This is a genomic window from Vibrio sp. A37 (assembly GCF_059777565.1).
This window is the reverse complement of the sequence record NZ_JBLNLI010000003.1, coordinates 198,205-215,647: the sequence shown is the minus strand read 5'-3', so window position 1 is coordinate 215,647 and position 17,443 is coordinate 198,205. Positions and strand designations below refer to the sequence as shown.

Annotated in this window: 21 protein-coding genes; 9 read left to right on the top strand and 12 right to left on the bottom strand. The window is 40.9% G+C overall.

Features of this window, described 5'->3' with window-relative positions; all coding sequences use genetic code 11:
* Positions 1-28 precede the first annotated feature (28 nt).
* Entirely contained in the window at positions 29-931 is a 903-nt protein-coding gene (locus ACM2FC_RS07095) for an EamA family transporter (RefSeq protein ID WP_498480195.1), read from the bottom strand.
* A gap of 112 nt (positions 932-1,043) precedes the next feature.
* On the opposite strand from ACM2FC_RS07095, the gene ACM2FC_RS07090 reads away from it, so the two are divergent.
* On the top strand, positions 1,044-1,520 hold the full coding sequence (locus ACM2FC_RS07090) for a MarR family winged helix-turn-helix transcriptional regulator (protein ID WP_498480193.1): 477 nt from the start codon (positions 1,044-1,046) through the stop codon (positions 1,518-1,520).
* Positions 1,521-1,957: 437 nt separating this feature from the next.
* Here the strand turns inward: ACM2FC_RS07090 and ACM2FC_RS07085 are convergent, their stop codons facing one another.
* The 3 genes from ACM2FC_RS07085 to ACM2FC_RS07075 form a co-directional block, all read right to left on the bottom strand.
* Positions 1,958-2,440: an NUDIX domain-containing protein gene (locus tag ACM2FC_RS07085; RefSeq protein ID WP_498480192.1), complete on the bottom strand. Its 483-nt coding sequence runs from the start codon at positions 2,438-2,440 to the stop codon at positions 1,958-1,960.
* A 70-nt stretch (positions 2,441-2,510) separates the two neighbouring features.
* Positions 2,511-2,891: a VOC family protein gene (locus ACM2FC_RS07080; RefSeq protein WP_498480191.1), complete on the bottom strand. Its 381-nt coding sequence runs from the start codon at positions 2,889-2,891 to the stop codon at positions 2,511-2,513.
* 78 nt (positions 2,892-2,969) lie between these two features.
* Positions 2,970-3,887, bottom strand: coding sequence for a histone deacetylase family protein (locus tag ACM2FC_RS07075; RefSeq protein ID WP_498480190.1), 918 nt, complete (start codon positions 3,885-3,887; stop codon positions 2,970-2,972).
* Between the two features lie 130 nt (positions 3,888-4,017).
* Here ACM2FC_RS07075 and ACM2FC_RS07070 point away from each other — a divergent pair, with 130 nt between their 5' ends.
* Positions 4,018-4,704 carry an SDR family oxidoreductase gene (locus ACM2FC_RS07070; protein ID WP_498480189.1) on the top strand — a complete coding sequence of 229 codons (687 nt, stop codon included), beginning with the start codon at positions 4,018-4,020 and terminating at the stop codon, positions 4,702-4,704.
* Between the two features lie 6 nt (positions 4,705-4,710).
* Here ACM2FC_RS07070 and ACM2FC_RS07065 read toward each other — a convergent pair whose 3' ends face one another.
* Both ACM2FC_RS07065 and ACM2FC_RS07060 read right to left on the bottom strand, forming a co-directional pair.
* Positions 4,711-6,654 carry a DNA topoisomerase III gene (locus ACM2FC_RS07065; RefSeq protein WP_498480188.1) on the bottom strand — a complete coding sequence of 648 codons (1,944 nt, stop codon included), beginning with the start codon at positions 6,652-6,654 and terminating at the stop codon, positions 4,711-4,713.
* 84 nt (positions 6,655-6,738) lie between these two features.
* On the bottom strand, positions 6,739-7,074 hold the full coding sequence (locus ACM2FC_RS07060) for a Grx4 family monothiol glutaredoxin (protein WP_498480186.1): 336 nt from the start codon (positions 7,072-7,074) through the stop codon (positions 6,739-6,741).
* Between the two features lie 355 nt (positions 7,075-7,429).
* On the opposite strand from ACM2FC_RS07060, the gene sodB reads away from it, so the two are divergent.
* Positions 7,430-8,014 (top strand): superoxide dismutase [Fe], encoded by a 585-nt coding sequence (gene sodB / locus ACM2FC_RS07055; RefSeq protein WP_498480185.1) that lies wholly within the window; start codon positions 7,430-7,432, stop codon positions 8,012-8,014.
* Positions 8,015-8,120: 106 nt separating this feature from the next.
* Here sodB and ACM2FC_RS07050 read toward each other — a convergent pair whose 3' ends face one another.
* The gene (locus ACM2FC_RS07050; RefSeq protein WP_498480184.1) at positions 8,121-8,273 is read right to left on the bottom strand and encodes a hypothetical protein; all 153 of its coding nucleotides are present in this window, start codon (positions 8,271-8,273) and stop codon (positions 8,121-8,123) included.
* 488 nt (positions 8,274-8,761) lie between these two features.
* Between ACM2FC_RS07050 and ACM2FC_RS07045 the strand changes: the two genes are divergently transcribed.
* The 4 genes from ACM2FC_RS07045 (at position 8,762) to ACM2FC_RS07030 (ending at position 12,549) form a co-directional block, all read left to right on the top strand.
* Complete coding sequence (locus ACM2FC_RS07045; RefSeq protein WP_498480183.1) at positions 8,762-9,265, top strand: VC2046/SO_2500 family protein; 504 nt, start codon at positions 8,762-8,764, stop codon at positions 9,263-9,265.
* Between the two features lie 202 nt (positions 9,266-9,467).
* The gene (locus ACM2FC_RS07040) at positions 9,468-10,148 is read left to right on the top strand and encodes an SDR family oxidoreductase (protein WP_498480182.1); all 681 of its coding nucleotides are present in this window, start codon (positions 9,468-9,470) and stop codon (positions 10,146-10,148) included.
* A gap of 269 nt (positions 10,149-10,417) precedes the next feature.
* Positions 10,418-10,981: a PDC sensor domain-containing protein gene (locus ACM2FC_RS07035; RefSeq protein WP_498480181.1), complete on the top strand. Its 564-nt coding sequence runs from the start codon at positions 10,418-10,420 to the stop codon at positions 10,979-10,981.
* A gap of 17 nt (positions 10,982-10,998) precedes the next feature.
* Positions 10,999-12,549 (top strand): methyl-accepting chemotaxis protein, encoded by a 1,551-nt coding sequence (locus ACM2FC_RS07030; protein WP_498480180.1) that lies wholly within the window; start codon positions 10,999-11,001, stop codon positions 12,547-12,549.
* 35 nt (positions 12,550-12,584) lie between these two features.
* Here the strand turns inward: ACM2FC_RS07030 and ACM2FC_RS07025 are convergent, their stop codons facing one another.
* Positions 12,585-13,037, bottom strand: a complete 453-nt coding sequence (locus ACM2FC_RS07025) for a low molecular weight protein-tyrosine-phosphatase (RefSeq protein WP_498480179.1) — start codon at positions 13,035-13,037, stop codon at positions 12,585-12,587.
* A 122-nt stretch (positions 13,038-13,159) separates the two neighbouring features.
* Between ACM2FC_RS07025 and cobO the strand changes: the two genes are divergently transcribed.
* Positions 13,160-13,765: a cob(I)yrinic acid a,c-diamide adenosyltransferase gene (gene cobO, locus ACM2FC_RS07020; protein ID WP_498480178.1), complete on the top strand. Its 606-nt coding sequence runs from the start codon at positions 13,160-13,162 to the stop codon at positions 13,763-13,765.
* A 273-nt stretch (positions 13,766-14,038) separates the two neighbouring features.
* A complete protein-coding gene (locus tag ACM2FC_RS07015) occupies positions 14,039-14,500 on the top strand; it encodes a hypothetical protein (protein ID WP_498480177.1) in 462 nt (153 codons plus the stop codon).
* A gap of 74 nt (positions 14,501-14,574) precedes the next feature.
* On the opposite strand, the gene ACM2FC_RS07010 is transcribed toward ACM2FC_RS07015, so the two are convergent.
* The 4 genes from ACM2FC_RS07010 to ACM2FC_RS06995 all read right to left on the bottom strand — a co-directional run bounded on the left by ACM2FC_RS07010 (position 14,575) and on the right by ACM2FC_RS06995 (position 17,273).
* The gene (locus ACM2FC_RS07010; protein WP_498480176.1) at positions 14,575-15,510 is read right to left on the bottom strand and encodes an alpha/beta fold hydrolase; all 936 of its coding nucleotides are present in this window, start codon (positions 15,508-15,510) and stop codon (positions 14,575-14,577) included.
* Between the two features lie 219 nt (positions 15,511-15,729).
* On the bottom strand, positions 15,730-15,954 hold the full coding sequence (locus ACM2FC_RS07005) for a hypothetical protein (RefSeq protein ID WP_498480175.1): 225 nt from the start codon (positions 15,952-15,954) through the stop codon (positions 15,730-15,732).
* Between the two features lie 2 nt (positions 15,955-15,956).
* Positions 15,957-16,583: an isochorismatase family protein gene (locus ACM2FC_RS07000; protein ID WP_498480174.1), complete on the bottom strand. Its 627-nt coding sequence runs from the start codon at positions 16,581-16,583 to the stop codon at positions 15,957-15,959.
* Positions 16,584-16,598: 15 nt separating this feature from the next.
* A complete protein-coding gene (locus ACM2FC_RS06995; protein WP_498480173.1) occupies positions 16,599-17,273 on the bottom strand; it encodes a pirin family protein in 675 nt (224 codons plus the stop codon).
* Between the last annotated feature and the right edge of the window lie 170 nt (positions 17,274-17,443).

The following is a 17,443-nucleotide window of genomic DNA, read 5'->3' as shown; positions in this document are numbered from 1 at the left end:
TATAATTCCGCCTACTCGGCGGAATTTTTTATCTATTAACACTGAGATTCAGATTTGTGTTTCGTAGCCCTGGTTTTTGCTTTCTATTTGACACAGCAATGGCCATCAACACGCCAAAAGCTCCTATTAGTTGAACGCCTGTGATCGCTTCCCCAAAGAACAAATACGCTAACGTACAGGCAGAAATGCTCGTAAAAAAGCCTAGGAAAGAAACAGAAATGGTAGGTAACCGCTCTATCCCTCTGAACCAAATGAGATAGCATAATACAGTGCCAATGATTATTAGGTAAACGTACCCTAAGATATTTGTAGAAGTGAATGAACTCGGCACTCCCTCTCCCAGAATCACAATAGGCAATAGAGCTAAACCACCAAAGACCAATTGCCACCCCGTAAACGCCAGCAAATTCATGTTGTTTGGCCGGCCCCACTTTTTAGTCAGCACGACTCCCAGCGCCATGCTTGATGTAGCTATGAGTCCCATTACCACACCAGAAAAGTCTAGAGCCGCGTTTCCTTTCAGAACAAGTAATCCTATTCCAGCTATACCCAGAATGACTGCAACAAAGTGATTGGTTTGGATTGGAGTCGAAAGCAGTAGCCGACTCATGAAGATAACGATGATCGGTTGGCAAGACATAACGAGTGCTGCCATTCCCCCGGGAAGATGCATCGCAGCAAAAAACAAACCGTAAAAAAACACACCGATATTTAGCACTCCGAGAATTGCTATTCGTCCCCACCAACTCCCTTTTGGCAATGTTCGAGTTACCGCAATAAGCAGCAACCCTGAAGGTAAAGCACGTACTAAGGCTGCAAACAAAGGCGTATCAGGCGGCAACCAATTATTCGCAACAATATAAGTGCTGCCCCATAACAGTGGGGCAATAGCAGTCGTCAGTAGCAAAGCCAAAATACTTGTTCTATTCAAAATATACTTCCTCTAAAGATTACCTTTCATAAAAGATACTTTTTAGAAAGTAATGGAAATATGATTTTTGATCAAGTATCTTTTCAGAAAGATAAATTAAAAGAATACCGGTATGAAAGACCACGTAGATAAAATTATTTCTCAATGGGAGATCGCTCGTCCGGACTTGGACTATACAAGCATGGGCGTAGTTGGCAGGTTAAATAAGGTTAGCTCTCTATGGATGAAACAGTTGTCAGAAGTGTTTAAGCAGTTTCAAATTAGCTCTGTTGAATTCGATATATTAGCGACATTGCGCCGCAACCAAGCTTCCTTGACCCCTACAGAGTTATACCAAGAAGTGATGCTTTCCTCTGGTGCTATGAGTACTCGGTTGGAATCATTAGTGAAAAGAGGACTAGTCGCTCGCTCAGCCAGCGAAAAAGATAGGCGCAGTTGCCAAGTATCCCTTACCGAAACTGGAACAAATTTAATGAATGAGATTTTAGGGGAGCACGTAAAAAATATGCAATCGATGCTAAGCCCTTTGTCAGATCAAGAGCAGGAGGTTCTTGCCAACTTATTAAAAAAAGTCCTAGCCAAGCCGTAAAAATGATAATAAAATCCTATAAAAATTAAAATAAGTAAAAAAGTTACATCAATTCTTCCCTGAATTGTATGATTTATAGCTCTATAAATAAAAAATCCCATATCAAAGGTATGGGTGAGAATAACTCGTATTTGATACCCAAAATTTGAAGAGGCAGGTAACAATGCCAGTTGGCTGTGTACAACACTCTCGCAAATAAGTGTTGTGCTATAGGTTTTTCTATCAAAGCCTATAGCGTACATGTAAATAATACTGCTAGCGCTATAACAGAGGCAACACCGCATTATGATAGTGACTCATATGCGAACTGTTTAGGCGCTAGAAGTATTCTCTTCGTTATCCTGTCCATGCTTTTACAGAATAAATTTAACAAGCATCCTCAACTTGGCATCCAAGACAAATTGAAAATTAAGAATTTAGTGACACAAGAATGCTGATTATAGGTGGTTTATTTGGTCATTATTACCTTGGACATAACTACCTAAGTGAGTGGAAAACTGCTTTGACCTAATCATTTCCATTATCGTGCTGTCCAATTCCTTTGGGTAAATTCGTTTACTCGCTAGGCTACCGACTTCAATCCATTGAGCTGATTGAATGTATTCCTCATCATTCAATCCCTGTAAGTTAGATAGCGTTAATTGGCCAGTGAAGCTTTCTATCAAATAGAAAAACTCCGCGTTATATCGATTACGGCTTGTCTCTAAAAACTCTCTAACACAGACTAACTCTCCTACTTCAACAGCCAACCCAGTTTCCTCTTCGAATTCTCTTTGTAAGCTTTGTTTTGTACTACGATCGCAGTCTTCAAAACCACCACCCGGTAGTATCCAATATTCTCCTGAAAAATCTTTCACCTTCAGCATTAATACCTTGCTTTCAGATAGTAAAATACCAGCTGATCGAATACGGTGCTGCATATTGTTCCTTCTATGTTGAAAAGGCCGAGCGTTTATGCCCGGCCATAAAAATCACAATGTGGTAAAAGCGCTAATTCATCGAATGAAAGCCGATTGTATTACCCTCGGTATCCGTTGCTATGGCTATAAAGCCATGCTCCCCAATTGGAAATTTTGGTGCTTGTAGACTCCCACCAGCTGCTTCCACTCGCGCGGCTTCAACGCTACAATCTTCACAGGCAAAATAAACAAGGGTACTGTTGCCCCCTGCTTTAACGTCTTTCATTTTTACCAATGCCCCTGTCGCTCCATACTCCTCAGTATTTCCAGGGAAGCCCCACATTTCGAGTTCGATGTTGGTCGGGTTTTCAATAGCATCTAAGGTAACATTGAGTACAGATTCATAGAACGTTTTGGCTCTTGGCAAATCATCAACGTATATTTCAAACCAGACTATCGGATTTGGCTGCATGGCTATATCCTCACTTGCTTTCACGTTCTTACAAGATAGTCTAGTTTGAGCAACTTGATATAAACCTTTGGAGTAATTTTATAGACTGTCGAAGGCCGACTGAATCAGCTGCATATGGATAGGGACAAGGTCGGCATGATTTGAGCGATAGCCTCCGCCGACAACACATGCTACAGGGATCTCTTTCACTTTGGCCAATTTAAATAACAAACAATCTCGCTGGTAAATGGCTGATGTAGAAATGTGAAAGTAGCCCAATTCGTCATCAACATGAATATCGACCCCAGCGTCATAAATGATAAGATCTGGTTGGTGTAAATTGATGGACATTTCGACTATAGAGCTAAAATTGTCGATAAACTCATTGTCAGACGTTTCTTTTGGCAAATCGATATCAATGTTCGAGCTTGCTTTACGCGCTGGAAAGTTTTTCTCACAGTGAAACGAAACCGTCACGATATCTGCTCGATTTTCGCAAAGTGCCGCGGTGCCATCACCTTGGTGAACATCACTATCAATAATTAGAACTTTATCAACACAATCTTGCTTTAGAGCATAGTTCGCTGCCAACACGAGATCATTAAAAAGACAAAAGCCACTACCAAAATCAAAGTGAGCATGGTGATATCCGCCACTAAGATGGATGGCAACCCCATGCTCTATTGCCAGTTCAACCGCTAAACAAGTACCTGCGGAAGATGTAAGGGTTCTCTGCACCAACTGCTGGCTCCATGGAAAACCTATTCGGCGCATTTTGGCTGCCGGCATGTCGCCACTCATTAAATGAGAGACATACTCAGGACAATGCGTTTGGCACACTTCTTCAGCGGTCATAGTCTGAGGCTGAAAAAACTGAAACACATTGCTCCAATTCCTTTGTTTTTCGATCTGCTTGGTGACTTCCTCATACAGCAGTCGATACTTATTGATGGGATAACGATGCCCCTCTGGAAGTGGGAGATCAGAATAAATAGGATGGTAAACCAATGGAATCATACGGTTAAGGAAGAGCCTACTATAAAAAACAAACGCTATGCTATCTGTTCAACTGCTCTGTTTCAATATTGATTTTCCGAATTCTGGCGCGCACAATGGCCACTCTACGTCAAAGTAAAAGGGCTAGTAAATGAGTCTCGTATTTATCACAGGAGCAGGTCGAGGTATTGGCTTAGCGCTCGCGAAACATTACTTAAACAACGGTTGGCAAGTTCACACTACCTATAGAAATGAACATACTGCCAAGGAGTTACTTGAATTAGCAACTCAAAACCCTTCTCTAACTTGTCATTGTATCGACGTCACCGACTATCAAGCCATCGCTAATATTGCAGGCAAGCTGTCAGCTATCGACTTGCTTATAAACAATGCTGGATATTATGGTCCATCAGGTTATTCACTGGGTGAAACTGATATCGAGGAGTGGAGAAAAGTACTAGAAATCAACACCATCGCACCGTTGAAGATCGTGGAAACTTTTTTACCACTCATCAAGCAAGGTCAAGTGAAAAAAGTTGCCTGTCTTTCTTCAAAAGTAGGTAGTATGACGGACAACTCTTCTGGCCGTGGCTACATCTATCGCTCATCGAAAGCAGCACTAAACTCTGTAGTTAAAAGTTTGAGCATAGACTTAGCACCTGATGGGATTGTAGTTCTTGCTCTTCACCCTGGTTGGGTTAAAACCGAGATGGGTGGGCCTAATGCACTGATTGATACGGAAACCTCCGTAAATGGCTTAACAAAAGTGATCAGCTCAGCTTCCACTGAGCAGTCTGGGCAATTCTTCAACTATGATGGCTCTGTCATTCCTTGGTAATTGATGTCAGTTTTTACTCGCAGTTTTAGCACTTTTAGCCCGACGCTTTTTCTTGAATGCTGGGCGCTTGACTTGCGGTAAGTGGCGTAATGACTCTGGTAAAGGCGATGTTTTTGCTTGAGTCATTAACTCGCCAACACGCTCTACCAACTTATCCATAAAAGGTTGATAGGGCTGACTTCTCTCTGCCATCGCCTGTAGTTGATGTTCCCAGTGGGCAGTTAAGTCCGGTAACGTAGACTCGATTGGAAGTGCATGGATTAGCCCCTTTCCAGCCTCCGTGCTTAAGATAGTTTTGCCCTGACGCGTAAGTAGCTGGCGTTTAAATAATGTATCTAAAATGCCCGCCCTTGTGGCCTCAGTTCCTAACCCATCGGTTTCCTTGAGTATTTTTTTCAACTCTTTATCTTCTACGTAGCGAGCGATTCCTGTCATCGCCAGCAACAAAGTTGATTCGGTAAAGTGTCTTGGTGGCTCAGTTTTACAGTCTTTAATTTCTCCTTCGCGACAAATAAGCTGGGTGCCTTTTTCAAGCGCAGGAACTTTATCTACCTTATCTTCGGTGTCGTCGACTTGCTGACCCAATAAAGCCCTCCAACCGGGAGAAGACAGATTCTTTCCACGAGCTACGAACTTACCCCCTACTATGTCAAATACCAGCTTACTTTCTGCATAAACTGCAGCAGGGAAAAACTGCATTAAATATTGTCTGGCAATTAGCTGATAAACGTTACTTTCTTGAACAGATAAGGCGTCAACTGACTTTGATTTAGGAGTAGGAATTATTGCGTGGTGTGCATCGACTTTTTTATCGTTCCATGCTTTGGATTTCAAACCCAAATCCGCATCTTTCCCTGATTCTGATAGTTGCAGTGAATTACCAAAAATCGCAGCAACAATGCTTGAAGCTTGCAAAAAGTGCTCATTGGGCAAATAGCGACAATCAGAACGTGGGTAGGTGATCAGTTTGTGTTTCTCATACAGTGCTTGGCAAGTATCCAGCACTTGCTGAGCACTCATGCCAAAACGCTTAGATGCATCGATTTGCAACGCAGACAGAGAATAAGGCAGTGGTGGTGCTTGTTTGGTATTTTTCTGCTCTGATTCTGTAACCGTGGCAGGTTGGCTCGCAATTCTGCTCGCGACATTTTCAACAAGCTTACGGTTTAACACTCGACCTTCTTCATCTTGCCAAGGACGACAGGCTTCACTAGGCTGCCATTTCGCTCGGATATCAAACGAGCTGTGGTTGCCCTGATAGGGAATCAAAGCATGCAGAGTAAAGTAATCTTTTGGGACAAAATTTTCTATTTCCTCGTCTCGTCTGACAACCAAACCCAGTACAGGCGTTTGTACTCGGCCAACAGAAAGCACACCTTGATAGCCAGCTCTTTGACCAAGCAAAGTAAATGCCCGAGACATATTCATTCCATATAGCCAATCAGCCCTTGAACGTGCCAAAGCTGAGACCGATAGAGGAACAAACTCTCGGTTACTCCTCATCCCATTAAGCGCCCTTTTAACCGCTGGCAAGTTCAGATCACTAATCAGAAGCCTTTGGATATTTTCTTTTTTTGTTTTGCTCACTTTGCAGTAGTCGATAACCTCATCCACCAGCAGTTGCCCTTCTCTATCGGGGTCGCCAGCATGCACAATTGTCGTCGATTCTTTGAGTAGCTTACGAATAACTGTTAGCTGTTTGCTTGATGTTTTACGCGGTTTGAGCTGCCATTGATACGGGATGATTGGTAGATCATTGATATTCCATTTTTTATAACGTTCATCGTAGGCATCCGGCTCAACCTGTTCTAGCAAATGGCCAATACACCACGTGACAACATCACCATTGCCACATCGGATAAAACCTTGGTCTTTTTTTTGTGGGGTGGGAAGTGCAGCGGCGATCGCTCTACCAAGGCTAGGTTTTTCAGCGATAAATAGACGAGTCATAAGGATAAATAGAATGGAAATAATTAGGGCTACAATATTGAAATTGTAGCCCTAAAACAAGAAAAACTGTAATTTTATACAGTATTATTCTGAGTCTTGTTCGATTTTTGCAGCGGCTTCTTTAATAAGAGGCTGTAGTTCACCTTTTTGGAACATCTCTAGAATGATGTCACAGCCACCAATTAGCTCACCTTCAATCCATAATTGAGGGAATGTTGGCCACTGAGCATAAGCAGGAAGCTCTGAGCGAATATCTGGGTTTTGCAGAATATCAACATAAGCAAACTTTTCACCACAAGCCATTAATGCTTGAGAAGCTTGAGAAGAAAAGCCGCAGCTTGGTAGCTTAGGAGAACCTTTCATATACAAAAGAATTGGGTTTTCTGCAATTTGCTGTTTAATTTTATCTATAGTTTCCATTGCTTCCTCATTGTACAAATGGACGACACTCAATCTTGCTATTTTAAACCATTAGACAAGAATAAAAAGCATATATTCAATAAGGTTTTGTTCTACTCAGCGACAAGCTAAGGTTTAACCCTAAACTTCAGCTTCATTTGTCAGTAAAAGCCTATCTAACTCATCAACTTAATTCCCAGTGCAGTTGCAACCAAGTTATAGCCGAAAGCTTAAAGATAAATTTCCGCGCTTTTCTCTTTTAATAAAGTAAAAACTTGCTAAACTGTATCGCAAGTCGGTCACATTGACTCAATAAGAACAAATTTCGGAAGCAATCGAAAGTACTAACTCTTTCATCTATATGGAGAATCGAGCAATGGCATTTGAACTACCAGCTCTTCCTTACGCTAAAGACGCACTAGAACCTCATATCTCAGCAGAAACTCTAGATTTCCACCACGGCAAACATCACAACACTTACGTAGTTAAGTTAAATGGTCTTATCCCTGGTACTGAGTTTGAAGGCAAGTCTCTAGAAGAGATCATCAAAACTTCAACTGGCGGTGTATTCAACAACGCAGCACAAATCTGGAACCACACTTTTTATTGGCACTGCCTAGCGCCTAACGCAGGTGGCGAACCAACAGGTGCAGTTGCTGACGCAATTAACGCTTCTTTCGGTTCATTTGAAGAATTTAAAGCAAAATTCACTGATTCTGCAATCAACAATTTTGGCTCTTCTTGGACTTGGCTAGTGAAGAAAGCAGATGGCTCTCTAGACATCGTTAACACTTCTAACGCTGCTACTCCACTAACAGAAGAAGGTGTCACTCCACTTCTAACTGTTGACCTTTGGGAACACGCTTACTATATCGATTACCGCAACGTGCGTCCAGAATACATGAACGGTTTCTGGGCTCTAGTTAACTGGTCATTCGTAGCTGAGAACCTAGCTAAATAGCTAGGTTCTACAATATAGCAAAAGCCTGCAATTGCAGGCTTTTTTGTTAATTGTCCAATATCCCTATATCGACACTCTGGCAAAAATAGTGATATAGATAAACCTACTAAATCACCACGACTCTGCGCATTGGTCGAACGATTACTGCTCGAGGAGCCGGTTTTACAATGACCGTTCTCGCTGGAGGTGGAGGAGCAACAACGCAGCCACTTAATAAAGAAGCGACAACAATAGTTACCCCAGCTAGTAATTTTTTCATGTTATACCTACATCTTTGTCAATATAGTCAGGCCGTACTTTAGCATAAAAACAGTGTTCAATTAGTTAAGATTCTGTCAGCAATTCTGTATAAACATGTTTCAGTCATGATTAATAAATCGCAGAGAACCTGCGTCACTTAGAGAAATTGCTAATTTAATCTGATAATTAACTGTTTTAAAGTACGACAACCCTAGGCAAAGGCCTAACTACCACTGGCCCTGGAACCATAACACACCCACTTAGCAGGAGTGTCGCGGTCACCAAAAGCCCAATAATCAGCTTTCTCATACTTTAACCCACTTTGGTTATTTACCGCATACCAGTATGCGACTTCAATCTATAGAATCGAGTCAATTTACGTTTTTTTACGCGAAATGAAAACCGAATAAATTATTCAATAGCGTGGATTTAAGGAAGAAAATGTTGAGGTGAAAGCTAAAGTTTTATCGTTTCTGACCGCTAACAAACTGTAAAGCGGAGATAAAAATGCAAATACATACCTTAGACAAAGTCGACATTATTAATGAGCTAACTGTTGGCTCTGATATAAATAACGCCATTCAATCTGGACGTCGAGCCGACTTCTCTCTGCTATTGTCTATGTTTTCGAATGACGTAAGAGACTATACCCCCGTTCAACAAATAAAAAAGCAAAAAGATTCAGACGAAGCATTACGTAAGCAATTTGCCCTCCCCGAGCCACAAAACTTAATTTCGAACGAAAGTTCATACACTGAATCAGCAAAGAAAGCAGAGGCATTTCACCAAGGCGGATTACCCAGTACCAAACTTAATCACTACCTAAAGCCCGAACCTTTGGTGTATCGGGCAGAAGACACGGGCAACTTACCAGAAGATGTATACCACAATTTATCAGGCCATGACCGCAGAAAGTGCGCTGAAGATATTTCTGACAACGTTCTGCCCTTTGATTTATATGAACAACTACTTATTTCTTGTAGAAAAGATCAATTGGCAATTCGCTGCTAACAGCAAAATAAAGCACCTTACTGCATAACAATTTCTATAAAAACTCATTGTGTGAATCAGACCACAAATGTTACTAATTATTTACTCAGTAGCCATAAGTTTGAACTTATTCACAACTAAATCACAACTAATCAACCATTCTTTGTGAACCTTTTTTCGCCTCTAGTTACAAAATTATCACTAGAGTTGGAGGCACAACAGAATGAATATACAAAGCGCAATCGTTGTTATTACCTCAGCTGGCTCTACATTAGGAGAAACGCTAGCTGCCCACTTCTGCGAGCTTGGCGCCAAGGTCATTCTGTGTGATCAACAAAAAAGCCGTCTAACGAACACTTATGAACGCTGCCGCTCTATCTCAGAGGAAGTACACCAGTTTTATACACGCGATTACTCTAGAGATTCTATCAACAGCTTATTCGACTACATTAGCGCCGAATACAATAGCTCCCCAGATGTGCTAGTCAACAATTGGCCAAGTTGTACAGTACCAAAACTTATCGGCGACTCGTCACCAGATCTATATACGCAAACCGTATCTGTCATGGCGACAACACTGTTTAGCTTTGGACAAGCAACAGCAGAGAGAATGCTCACAGATAATAAAAAAGGCGTCATTGTTAATGTGGCTTCATTAGAAGATTGCCAAGACCTTTCCGGGTTTGAAAATGTTACCTCATTAATCGCTGGCTTTACTCAAAGTTGGGCGCGAGAATTAACCCCCTTCAATATCCGTGTTGGAGGCGTTGTTCCTGCTTTACACCCCTCTTCCAGCAGCCAACAATATCACTGGGCTCAAGTTCAAGACGAACTCATTCGAAATACTGAATATATCGTTTCGAATGAATACTTTAGTGGCAGAGTGATGTCAGCCGAACTATAAATTATAAGCATCCACAATCATATAAACCTACGTCTGTTGTAGAGTTTTTTCATTACTGTTCTTGGATTTATCAGGTTTAATACCCACAAGGCAACACCAAAGCAAGATTATAAACTTTTGCAAGATTGTTCATCTCATTTTCAAAAAAAACTTAATTCACCTTCTCATATTTTCATAAAAATATTATTCATTTATTTCACATATATAACTTTGTTGCCTACGCTCAACAGGTAATAAATTTAATTACATCATGACAGAGGGAACCTTCCATGAAACACTTACTAGTCTTAATTGCTACGTTAAGTTTGTCTCTTAACGTATTCGCTAATGAATATGAAGCAGCTCTGAAAGGCTACGCAAACAGCCAAGTTAAAGATATTGCTTCAAATCCAGACGTAATTGCTGCCGTTCAAGCTCAAAATGTTGCTAACCAAAACCTCACTCAGGACCAAGTTATTGCTCTAGACAAAGAGTGGCGAGCTCAAGTAGGTGCTGGTAGCCAGCCATTGATTGACGAAAAGCTAAACAATCCTACTTCAGGTAAATTGAAACAAATACAAGAAGCCAGTGGCGGAAAAATTACTGAGATTTTTATCATGGATGACAAAGGCTTAAATGTCGCTCAGAGTGCAGTTACTTCTGATTATTGGCAAGGTGACGAAGCCAAATGGCAAGAAACTTACAAAGTTGGTCCAAATGCGTATCACATAAGTGAAGTCGAAGAAGATGAGTCAACTCAGATGTTCCAATCCCAAGTCAGCTACGCCATTACCGATCCTTCAGGCAAAGTTATCGGTGCCGTAACGGTCGGAGTTAATGTAGAAGAACTCTAAAAACGGCTGAGTACAACATGCGATTAACCATTAACAAGCTGGTAATAGTAAGCTCTGCTCTATTGACATTTATTGCTATAGCAGTGCTTTCCTACACCTCTTGGTCAAGCAGTATTGATGCTATCTACAAACTAAGTAAGAAGTCGTACGTACAAGCTACCAACTCTCTTTCAGAACAGCTTGGAACCGCAGTAAAATTCAAGAAAACCAATAGTATTACTGAAAGGGTAGATTTAGCCATCAAGTCCAGTGAGGGAAACCTACAAAGAGTGGACATTTTCCTCGCTGACCAATCGCTGTTGTACTCATCTGTAGAAAAAACCGTCCCTAAGTCGATGCAAGACTTCAAGTGGGAGGGAGAACAGGTACTCAAAGATAATAAAGATACCTTTGAACTCGTGGTTCCTCTGCTTTCTGGCAAAAAGAAAAAGCTAGTTGGCTATATGCTAACTACGTGGCACTTTAGTGAGGTTCAGGTGCTCAGTAGCGCTTTGGGAAAACAATCTTTTTTATATGGTTTATTTTGTATTTTAATCACCATTGCCGTACTACTAATTATGCTGAGGAAGGTGTTAATTGAGCCCCTTCACCACCTGTCGAGTCTATGTGAAGAACTGTCATCTGGAGAGTGCGATTTGAAAAAAAGAATTCGCTTTAAACGAGATGACGAATTGGGCGCACTGGCAAATCAAATAAACCGCTTTATAGAGAAAATTGAGCAGACCTTGAACCCCATTCATCAAGGTTCTATGGCCGTCACTAATGTTGCTGAAGATGTAGAAACTCACCTCGAGTCCCTAAGACAAAAAGTAAACGCACAGAGAGGCGATATTAAACAAACAGTATCGATTGGAGAGGAAACCAAAAGCTCAGTTGACTCAGTGAAAGACAACGCTGGATTATCTTCCGAATCTCTCCATCAAGCCGTAAATAGTGCCAAACAAGGGCAACAAAGATTAACCAAGGCACTAAACGATATAAAAACGCTGGCTGAAAAAAGTACTGCGACTTCAGAGTCCGCAACTGAATTAAGTAGCCAAGTACATAGAGTGAGTGAAATTCTCGGAATTATTCGAAACATAGCCGACCAAACCAACCTTCTCGCTCTTAACGCTGCAATTGAGGCTGCTCGAGCAGGAGAAAATGGCCGAGGTTTTGCCGTCGTTGCTGATGAAGTTAGAGGTTTGGCAGAAAAGACATCAACTTCAACTGATCAAGTAGAAAGCATTTTATCCGAACTTAGTCATGTTTCCGATGAACTCATTAAATACACAGATGAAGGACTCAATGCTAGCCAAAATTGCGTTGAGTCTATTGAACAAACGGTAGAAGATATCAAAACTACGCTTGAGGATGTGTCAAAAGCGAATCAAGTTAACGAGGGGATCGTACATTCTTCGGTGTCGCAGAGTGATTCAATGGCTTCATTAATTGAGCATTTATCTATGATTGACCAGCAAATAGACAAGTTAGCTCAAGACACAGACAACATTTCAAACAGCAGTTCAGAGCTACATACTCGATCCTATGAAACCAGCCAACATTTAGCTGCCTATAATATTCAGTAAACCGCAAACTGCCGCAAAGAGAATCAATCCTCACGTTAACTCAGTGACTTCAATAGGTTCTCCGACGCATTTTCGATAAGATCTAGCACTAGCTCGAAACCATCTTGTCCACCGTAATAAGGATCTGGGATCTCTTGGTAATCACTATCACCAAAGCTCAAAAATAACGCCAGTTTTTCTTGAAATTTCACCGGACAATCCCGTTTCAAGTCGGACAAATTACTTTCATCAGCAGCAAGAATCAAATCAAAGTATTCAAAGTCTTCACTGACTACCTTACGCGCAGATATACCTTCAAATGAATACCCTCTTCGATTCGCAGCCACCTCAGCTCTTTCGTCTGGCGGGTTTCCTGAATGGTAAGCAATCGTTCCAGCAGAATCGACCTCAACGTCCACTTTTAACTCAGCCGCTTTCGCCTTTAGCACTGCTTCACCCGTCGGTGAGCGACAAATATTTCCCATACAAACGACCAAAATTTTTTTCATCGACTTTCTACTCCATTGGGTGTACATATTTGTTGATTTTCAGAGAATAAATTAGCATATACCCGAGTAACCTCAATAGACTGAGGTATCAGATAGATAACAAATTCACAATAGGATCACCTATGTCTACAGAAGAAAATAAGGACTCTCGTTACAAAGCTCGACAACAGAAGGTTAAACAGCAGGTCGACGAAAAAATCTCAGCGGCCCAAGAAGAAAAAGGACTGATTCTGGTCATTACCGGAAATGGAAAGGGTAAGTCCACTTCTGGATTTGGCACCGTCGCTCGTGCTGTAGGCCATGAAAAAACATGTGCAGTTGCGCAATTTATTAAAGGCACGTGGGAGAATGGGGAAAAAAACCTCCTTGAAAAACTTGGCGTCGAATTTAGTGTTATGGCGACGGGATTCACGTGGGAAACCCAGAACAAACAAACTGATACTGAAGCCGCCCAAAAAGTCTGGCAAAAGTGCCAGACCTGGCTTAAAGATAGCGCTATAGATGTCATATTGCTTGACGAGCTGACCTACATGATTACTTACGGCTATATAGAGCTCGAAGAAGTAATTGAAGCTTTATCTAATCGCCCCAAAATGCAATCTGTTGTCATTACAGGTCGAGCCGCTCATCGGCAATTAATTGAAGTTGCTGACACCGTTTCAGAAGTGAAAAATGTAAAGCACGCGTTTGAATCTGGAGTGAAAGCGCTCAAAGGCGTCGATTGGTAAAATACTGCCGATTGCAACCACCTTCACTATATATCAAATAGATGAAGGTGGCCGTCTAAATAAAAGCATTTGAAGCTAAGTAAAAATATTTTTGGACGTAGTACCATAAAGTTATTTACAACACGCACATCAGGTTGTTTAAAGAATTAAAATATTTGCGTTAAAGCCTAAACATTTCATTTTTATTTCAAAAACCGTATACAAAAATTTCACAGCCTCTAGAGACAATCAAGGTTCTAGTTTTACTTAGTATCAATTTATTCGGAGCTTTAGATGAAAAAACATCTTCTTATATTGTCTCTCTTTTCTTCTTTTGGGTTTTTATTATTATCAACATCGGCATTTGCACAGACTAATAGTAATCATTTGTATTTATTAAATTTCGGTGCCAATAGTTTAGGACCACAGCTATTCACAGCAAAACCATTACACAACGGGCGACACGGGATGCTCTTTACTGTACCGGCTTATACTAGCTGCAACAAAAACCCGAATATCAATGAGTGTTGGCTATATAGGTTACATAGCCGCAGAGGTGGAGTTTTTGAATGGGAGCATGATGTTAAGAAAGGGTTCATTCCTTCCAGCATGAAGCGCTTTTTGGTTCACTTAGGATATAAGGGATATCATTATAACCAATGTAAAGTAAAAATTATCGACAATAATAGATCTGCTCCAGCAAGTAACCAACAGGCTTATATATCCATTCATTGCCCTAAAGGCAGAGCCGCATAAATATTTATATGGTGATAAATTGTGGATATTTCAATTTATCACCATAAACTAATTTGCGCACAGCTATCTATTATTTAGATTCTTTCCTTTTGTAAGAAATGAATAATTTGGTCATTGACTAGCTCTGCTTTTTGAAATAAAACACCATGGCCGGCTTCACCTATTGCGATAAATTTTATATGTGGAACTTTAGAGCGAGCTTCAGCAATTGCCTCTTTAGAAATCTCTTGATCCTGTGTACCCCAAATCAGTAGTGCCTGTTTGTTTTGCTTCGCAAAGCTTTCATAGCTCCCGGTATAATCTCCCAGAGCATCACTTCGCAGCATCGACAACATAGAGCGCTGAAAACCTTCATATTCCATCTGCTCTTTATATAGTGCTAAATACTGGTTGAATCTGGGACTACTCCCATACAAATTGCTGAATCTGTCAATCAGTGTATTAGCTCCTGCAAATCTTGCTACTGCTTCACCAACTAATGGCAATTGAAATACCGTAGGAACTTGATAATTATTAACAACAGGCGAAATCAAAATAAGCTTGCTAATTTTATCAGCATTTTGCGACGCATAATTTATTGCAGTTCCTCCTCCGAGGGAAACTCCTATTAAATGAAAAGGCTCGGAAACGTTGAGTGTATCGAGCAATTCACTTAACTGACGTCGATACAAATTTTGGTCATAAACCCGCACAGGTCTGTCTGAATAACCCCTACCGTATTTATCATAACTAAGCACGCGAAAACCTTTTTCTGTTAACGCTTTAACTTGCTTGTCCCATGCCCAAGAAGGGATCGTGCCGCCATGGACGAGCACAACTAACTCGCCACCTTTCGGTCCCTCTATATTGTAGTGTGTCACTCCATCTGTCAGAGTTATGTAGTTAAAACCTCTGTCCTTTCGAGCGATATCGTCAAGCTTTTTTGACTCTCGATTCAGTGATATGTAGCTTCCTATTAAGACAACTATCAGCCCAAACAAAATGGCTGTGACCCAAATCCTTTTTTTCATAATCCTTGCTAACTTTGCCAACTAAGCTTTGAATATAAATAAAAGAGCCGACAAAATAAAAGAGCCGCTGAACAGTAATTGACGGAGTCGATTCTTTGCAACAACTTTGATGTCTTCACACAAAGATTTAAGTGACGTCGAGACAAAAACACAGGGCTTTGTATCACCCTGTGTTTTTCAAAGTTTTTATTCTTATTCCGAACTATCCAAAATAGCTGGCTAGCTCGCTATTTTGGTATGCGCCTTGAGTACCGCTGGCAAAGCAAAGTAGTTCACAATCAGTGTGATTGCCGCTACGGAGACCACTGTAACGATGATTGGCTTGTCAGAAATTGTTTCGATTACCCAAGGTGGAATAAAATACACTAAGGGTAACAGTATAATAAATGTATATAGCGCCACCCAATGTGTATTAGGTGGCGAGCTTTTAGACTCACCACTCATGATTAGCTCCTTGAAAAATAGCTATTCATTACGTAGCTGTATTTTGTAGTATGCTCTGCAAGCACTTGGCCTAAAGCATCACCATAATCACTACGCCAATCATTCATAAGTTCAGCAAGCACTGATGCCCATGTTGTTACTTTTACTCCTGCTTGAGTTAAACGTTGGATCGTCACTTCTTGAACCGTTTTATTCCACGTGCCTGAAGCGTCAATTACAGCATAAACATCATAGCCCTCTTCTACTGCTGCTAGTGCTGGGAACAGTAGACATACATCAGTAACGATACCTGCCATGATTATTTTTTTACGTCCAGTTTGTGCAATCGCGTTGCGGAAAGCTTCACTATCCCATGCATTTATTTGACCTTCACGCTCTATCACGTCGACGCCAAGCACTTCTGGAATCTCAGGCATTATCGGTCCATTTGGCCCATCTGGTAGGCTAGCGGTTACCACTGACGGCAAGTCAATTGCCTTAGCTGTTTTAATTAGACCCATAATGTTGTTTTTCAACACGGTTGGGTGTTCATCACCAAGGCCAACCATTAGTCCAGTTTGATGATCAATCATTGCTAACACAGAGTTGTTCGGTGTTAAAAATTCTGAATATTTGGTTTTTGTAGACATCATTTTATCCTTTCTTTACTCTTTAAAAATGAGAATTAGCTGACTATCTTCTCGGGCAGTGAACTCCAGATTATCTGTACGTATCAACGTGCCTTCTTCGATATTTTGGTTATTAATAATGGCTGAACCGGTACTTAAATACGCAAGAACCTCTCCCGTATGCTCCGTTCTATCACCTTCTTTTGATTGGAATAACTCGATGATCGTATGGCTTTCAAAAGTATCGTGTTGATCTTGTGTACCACCATAGATACGTACGCGTTCTCCCACAATTGGTTGGTAAGCTTTGTAGCCCGCTTTTTGTCCTGACACTTCAGGTAGCACCCACAGCTGAATCAGTTTGTTCGGCTCAGAATCTGGATTTATTTCATTGTGAACAAACCCTTCTCCACCGGCTCGTTGCACTTGTGCCCAGCCTGTATCTAGATTTTGGCCATGCTCTAACGAACCTGCATGAGTAATTCGGCCTTTTGCCATCACGCTAATCACGTCGATCTCTCGGTGTGGATGAAGCCCTGTTTCACCTTGAGGATCAAAGTCAGCATCCGCTAGATAGACAAAGTTACCGATCCCATTAAAAGTTTTAGACTCTGAGCTGTTATTAAAAACTCTTTCATCTTTAACAACTTGCTTTTCTTTTAGACCGGCAAACCCACCTTGTGGTAATTGATCTAGAGTTAATATTTGCATAACTTTCTCCTCACTCACTTCGCTTGAAAGTATGTTGAGTAGATTAGTTAGTTTTCATTTATTGATAAATACATCATTTCGGATATCATTGTTCAATATATAAGAACAATTAGAAAAAAAGACTATTATTCATAAGGGTATAGTATGATTTTAGAAGAGAGGCTGGAGAC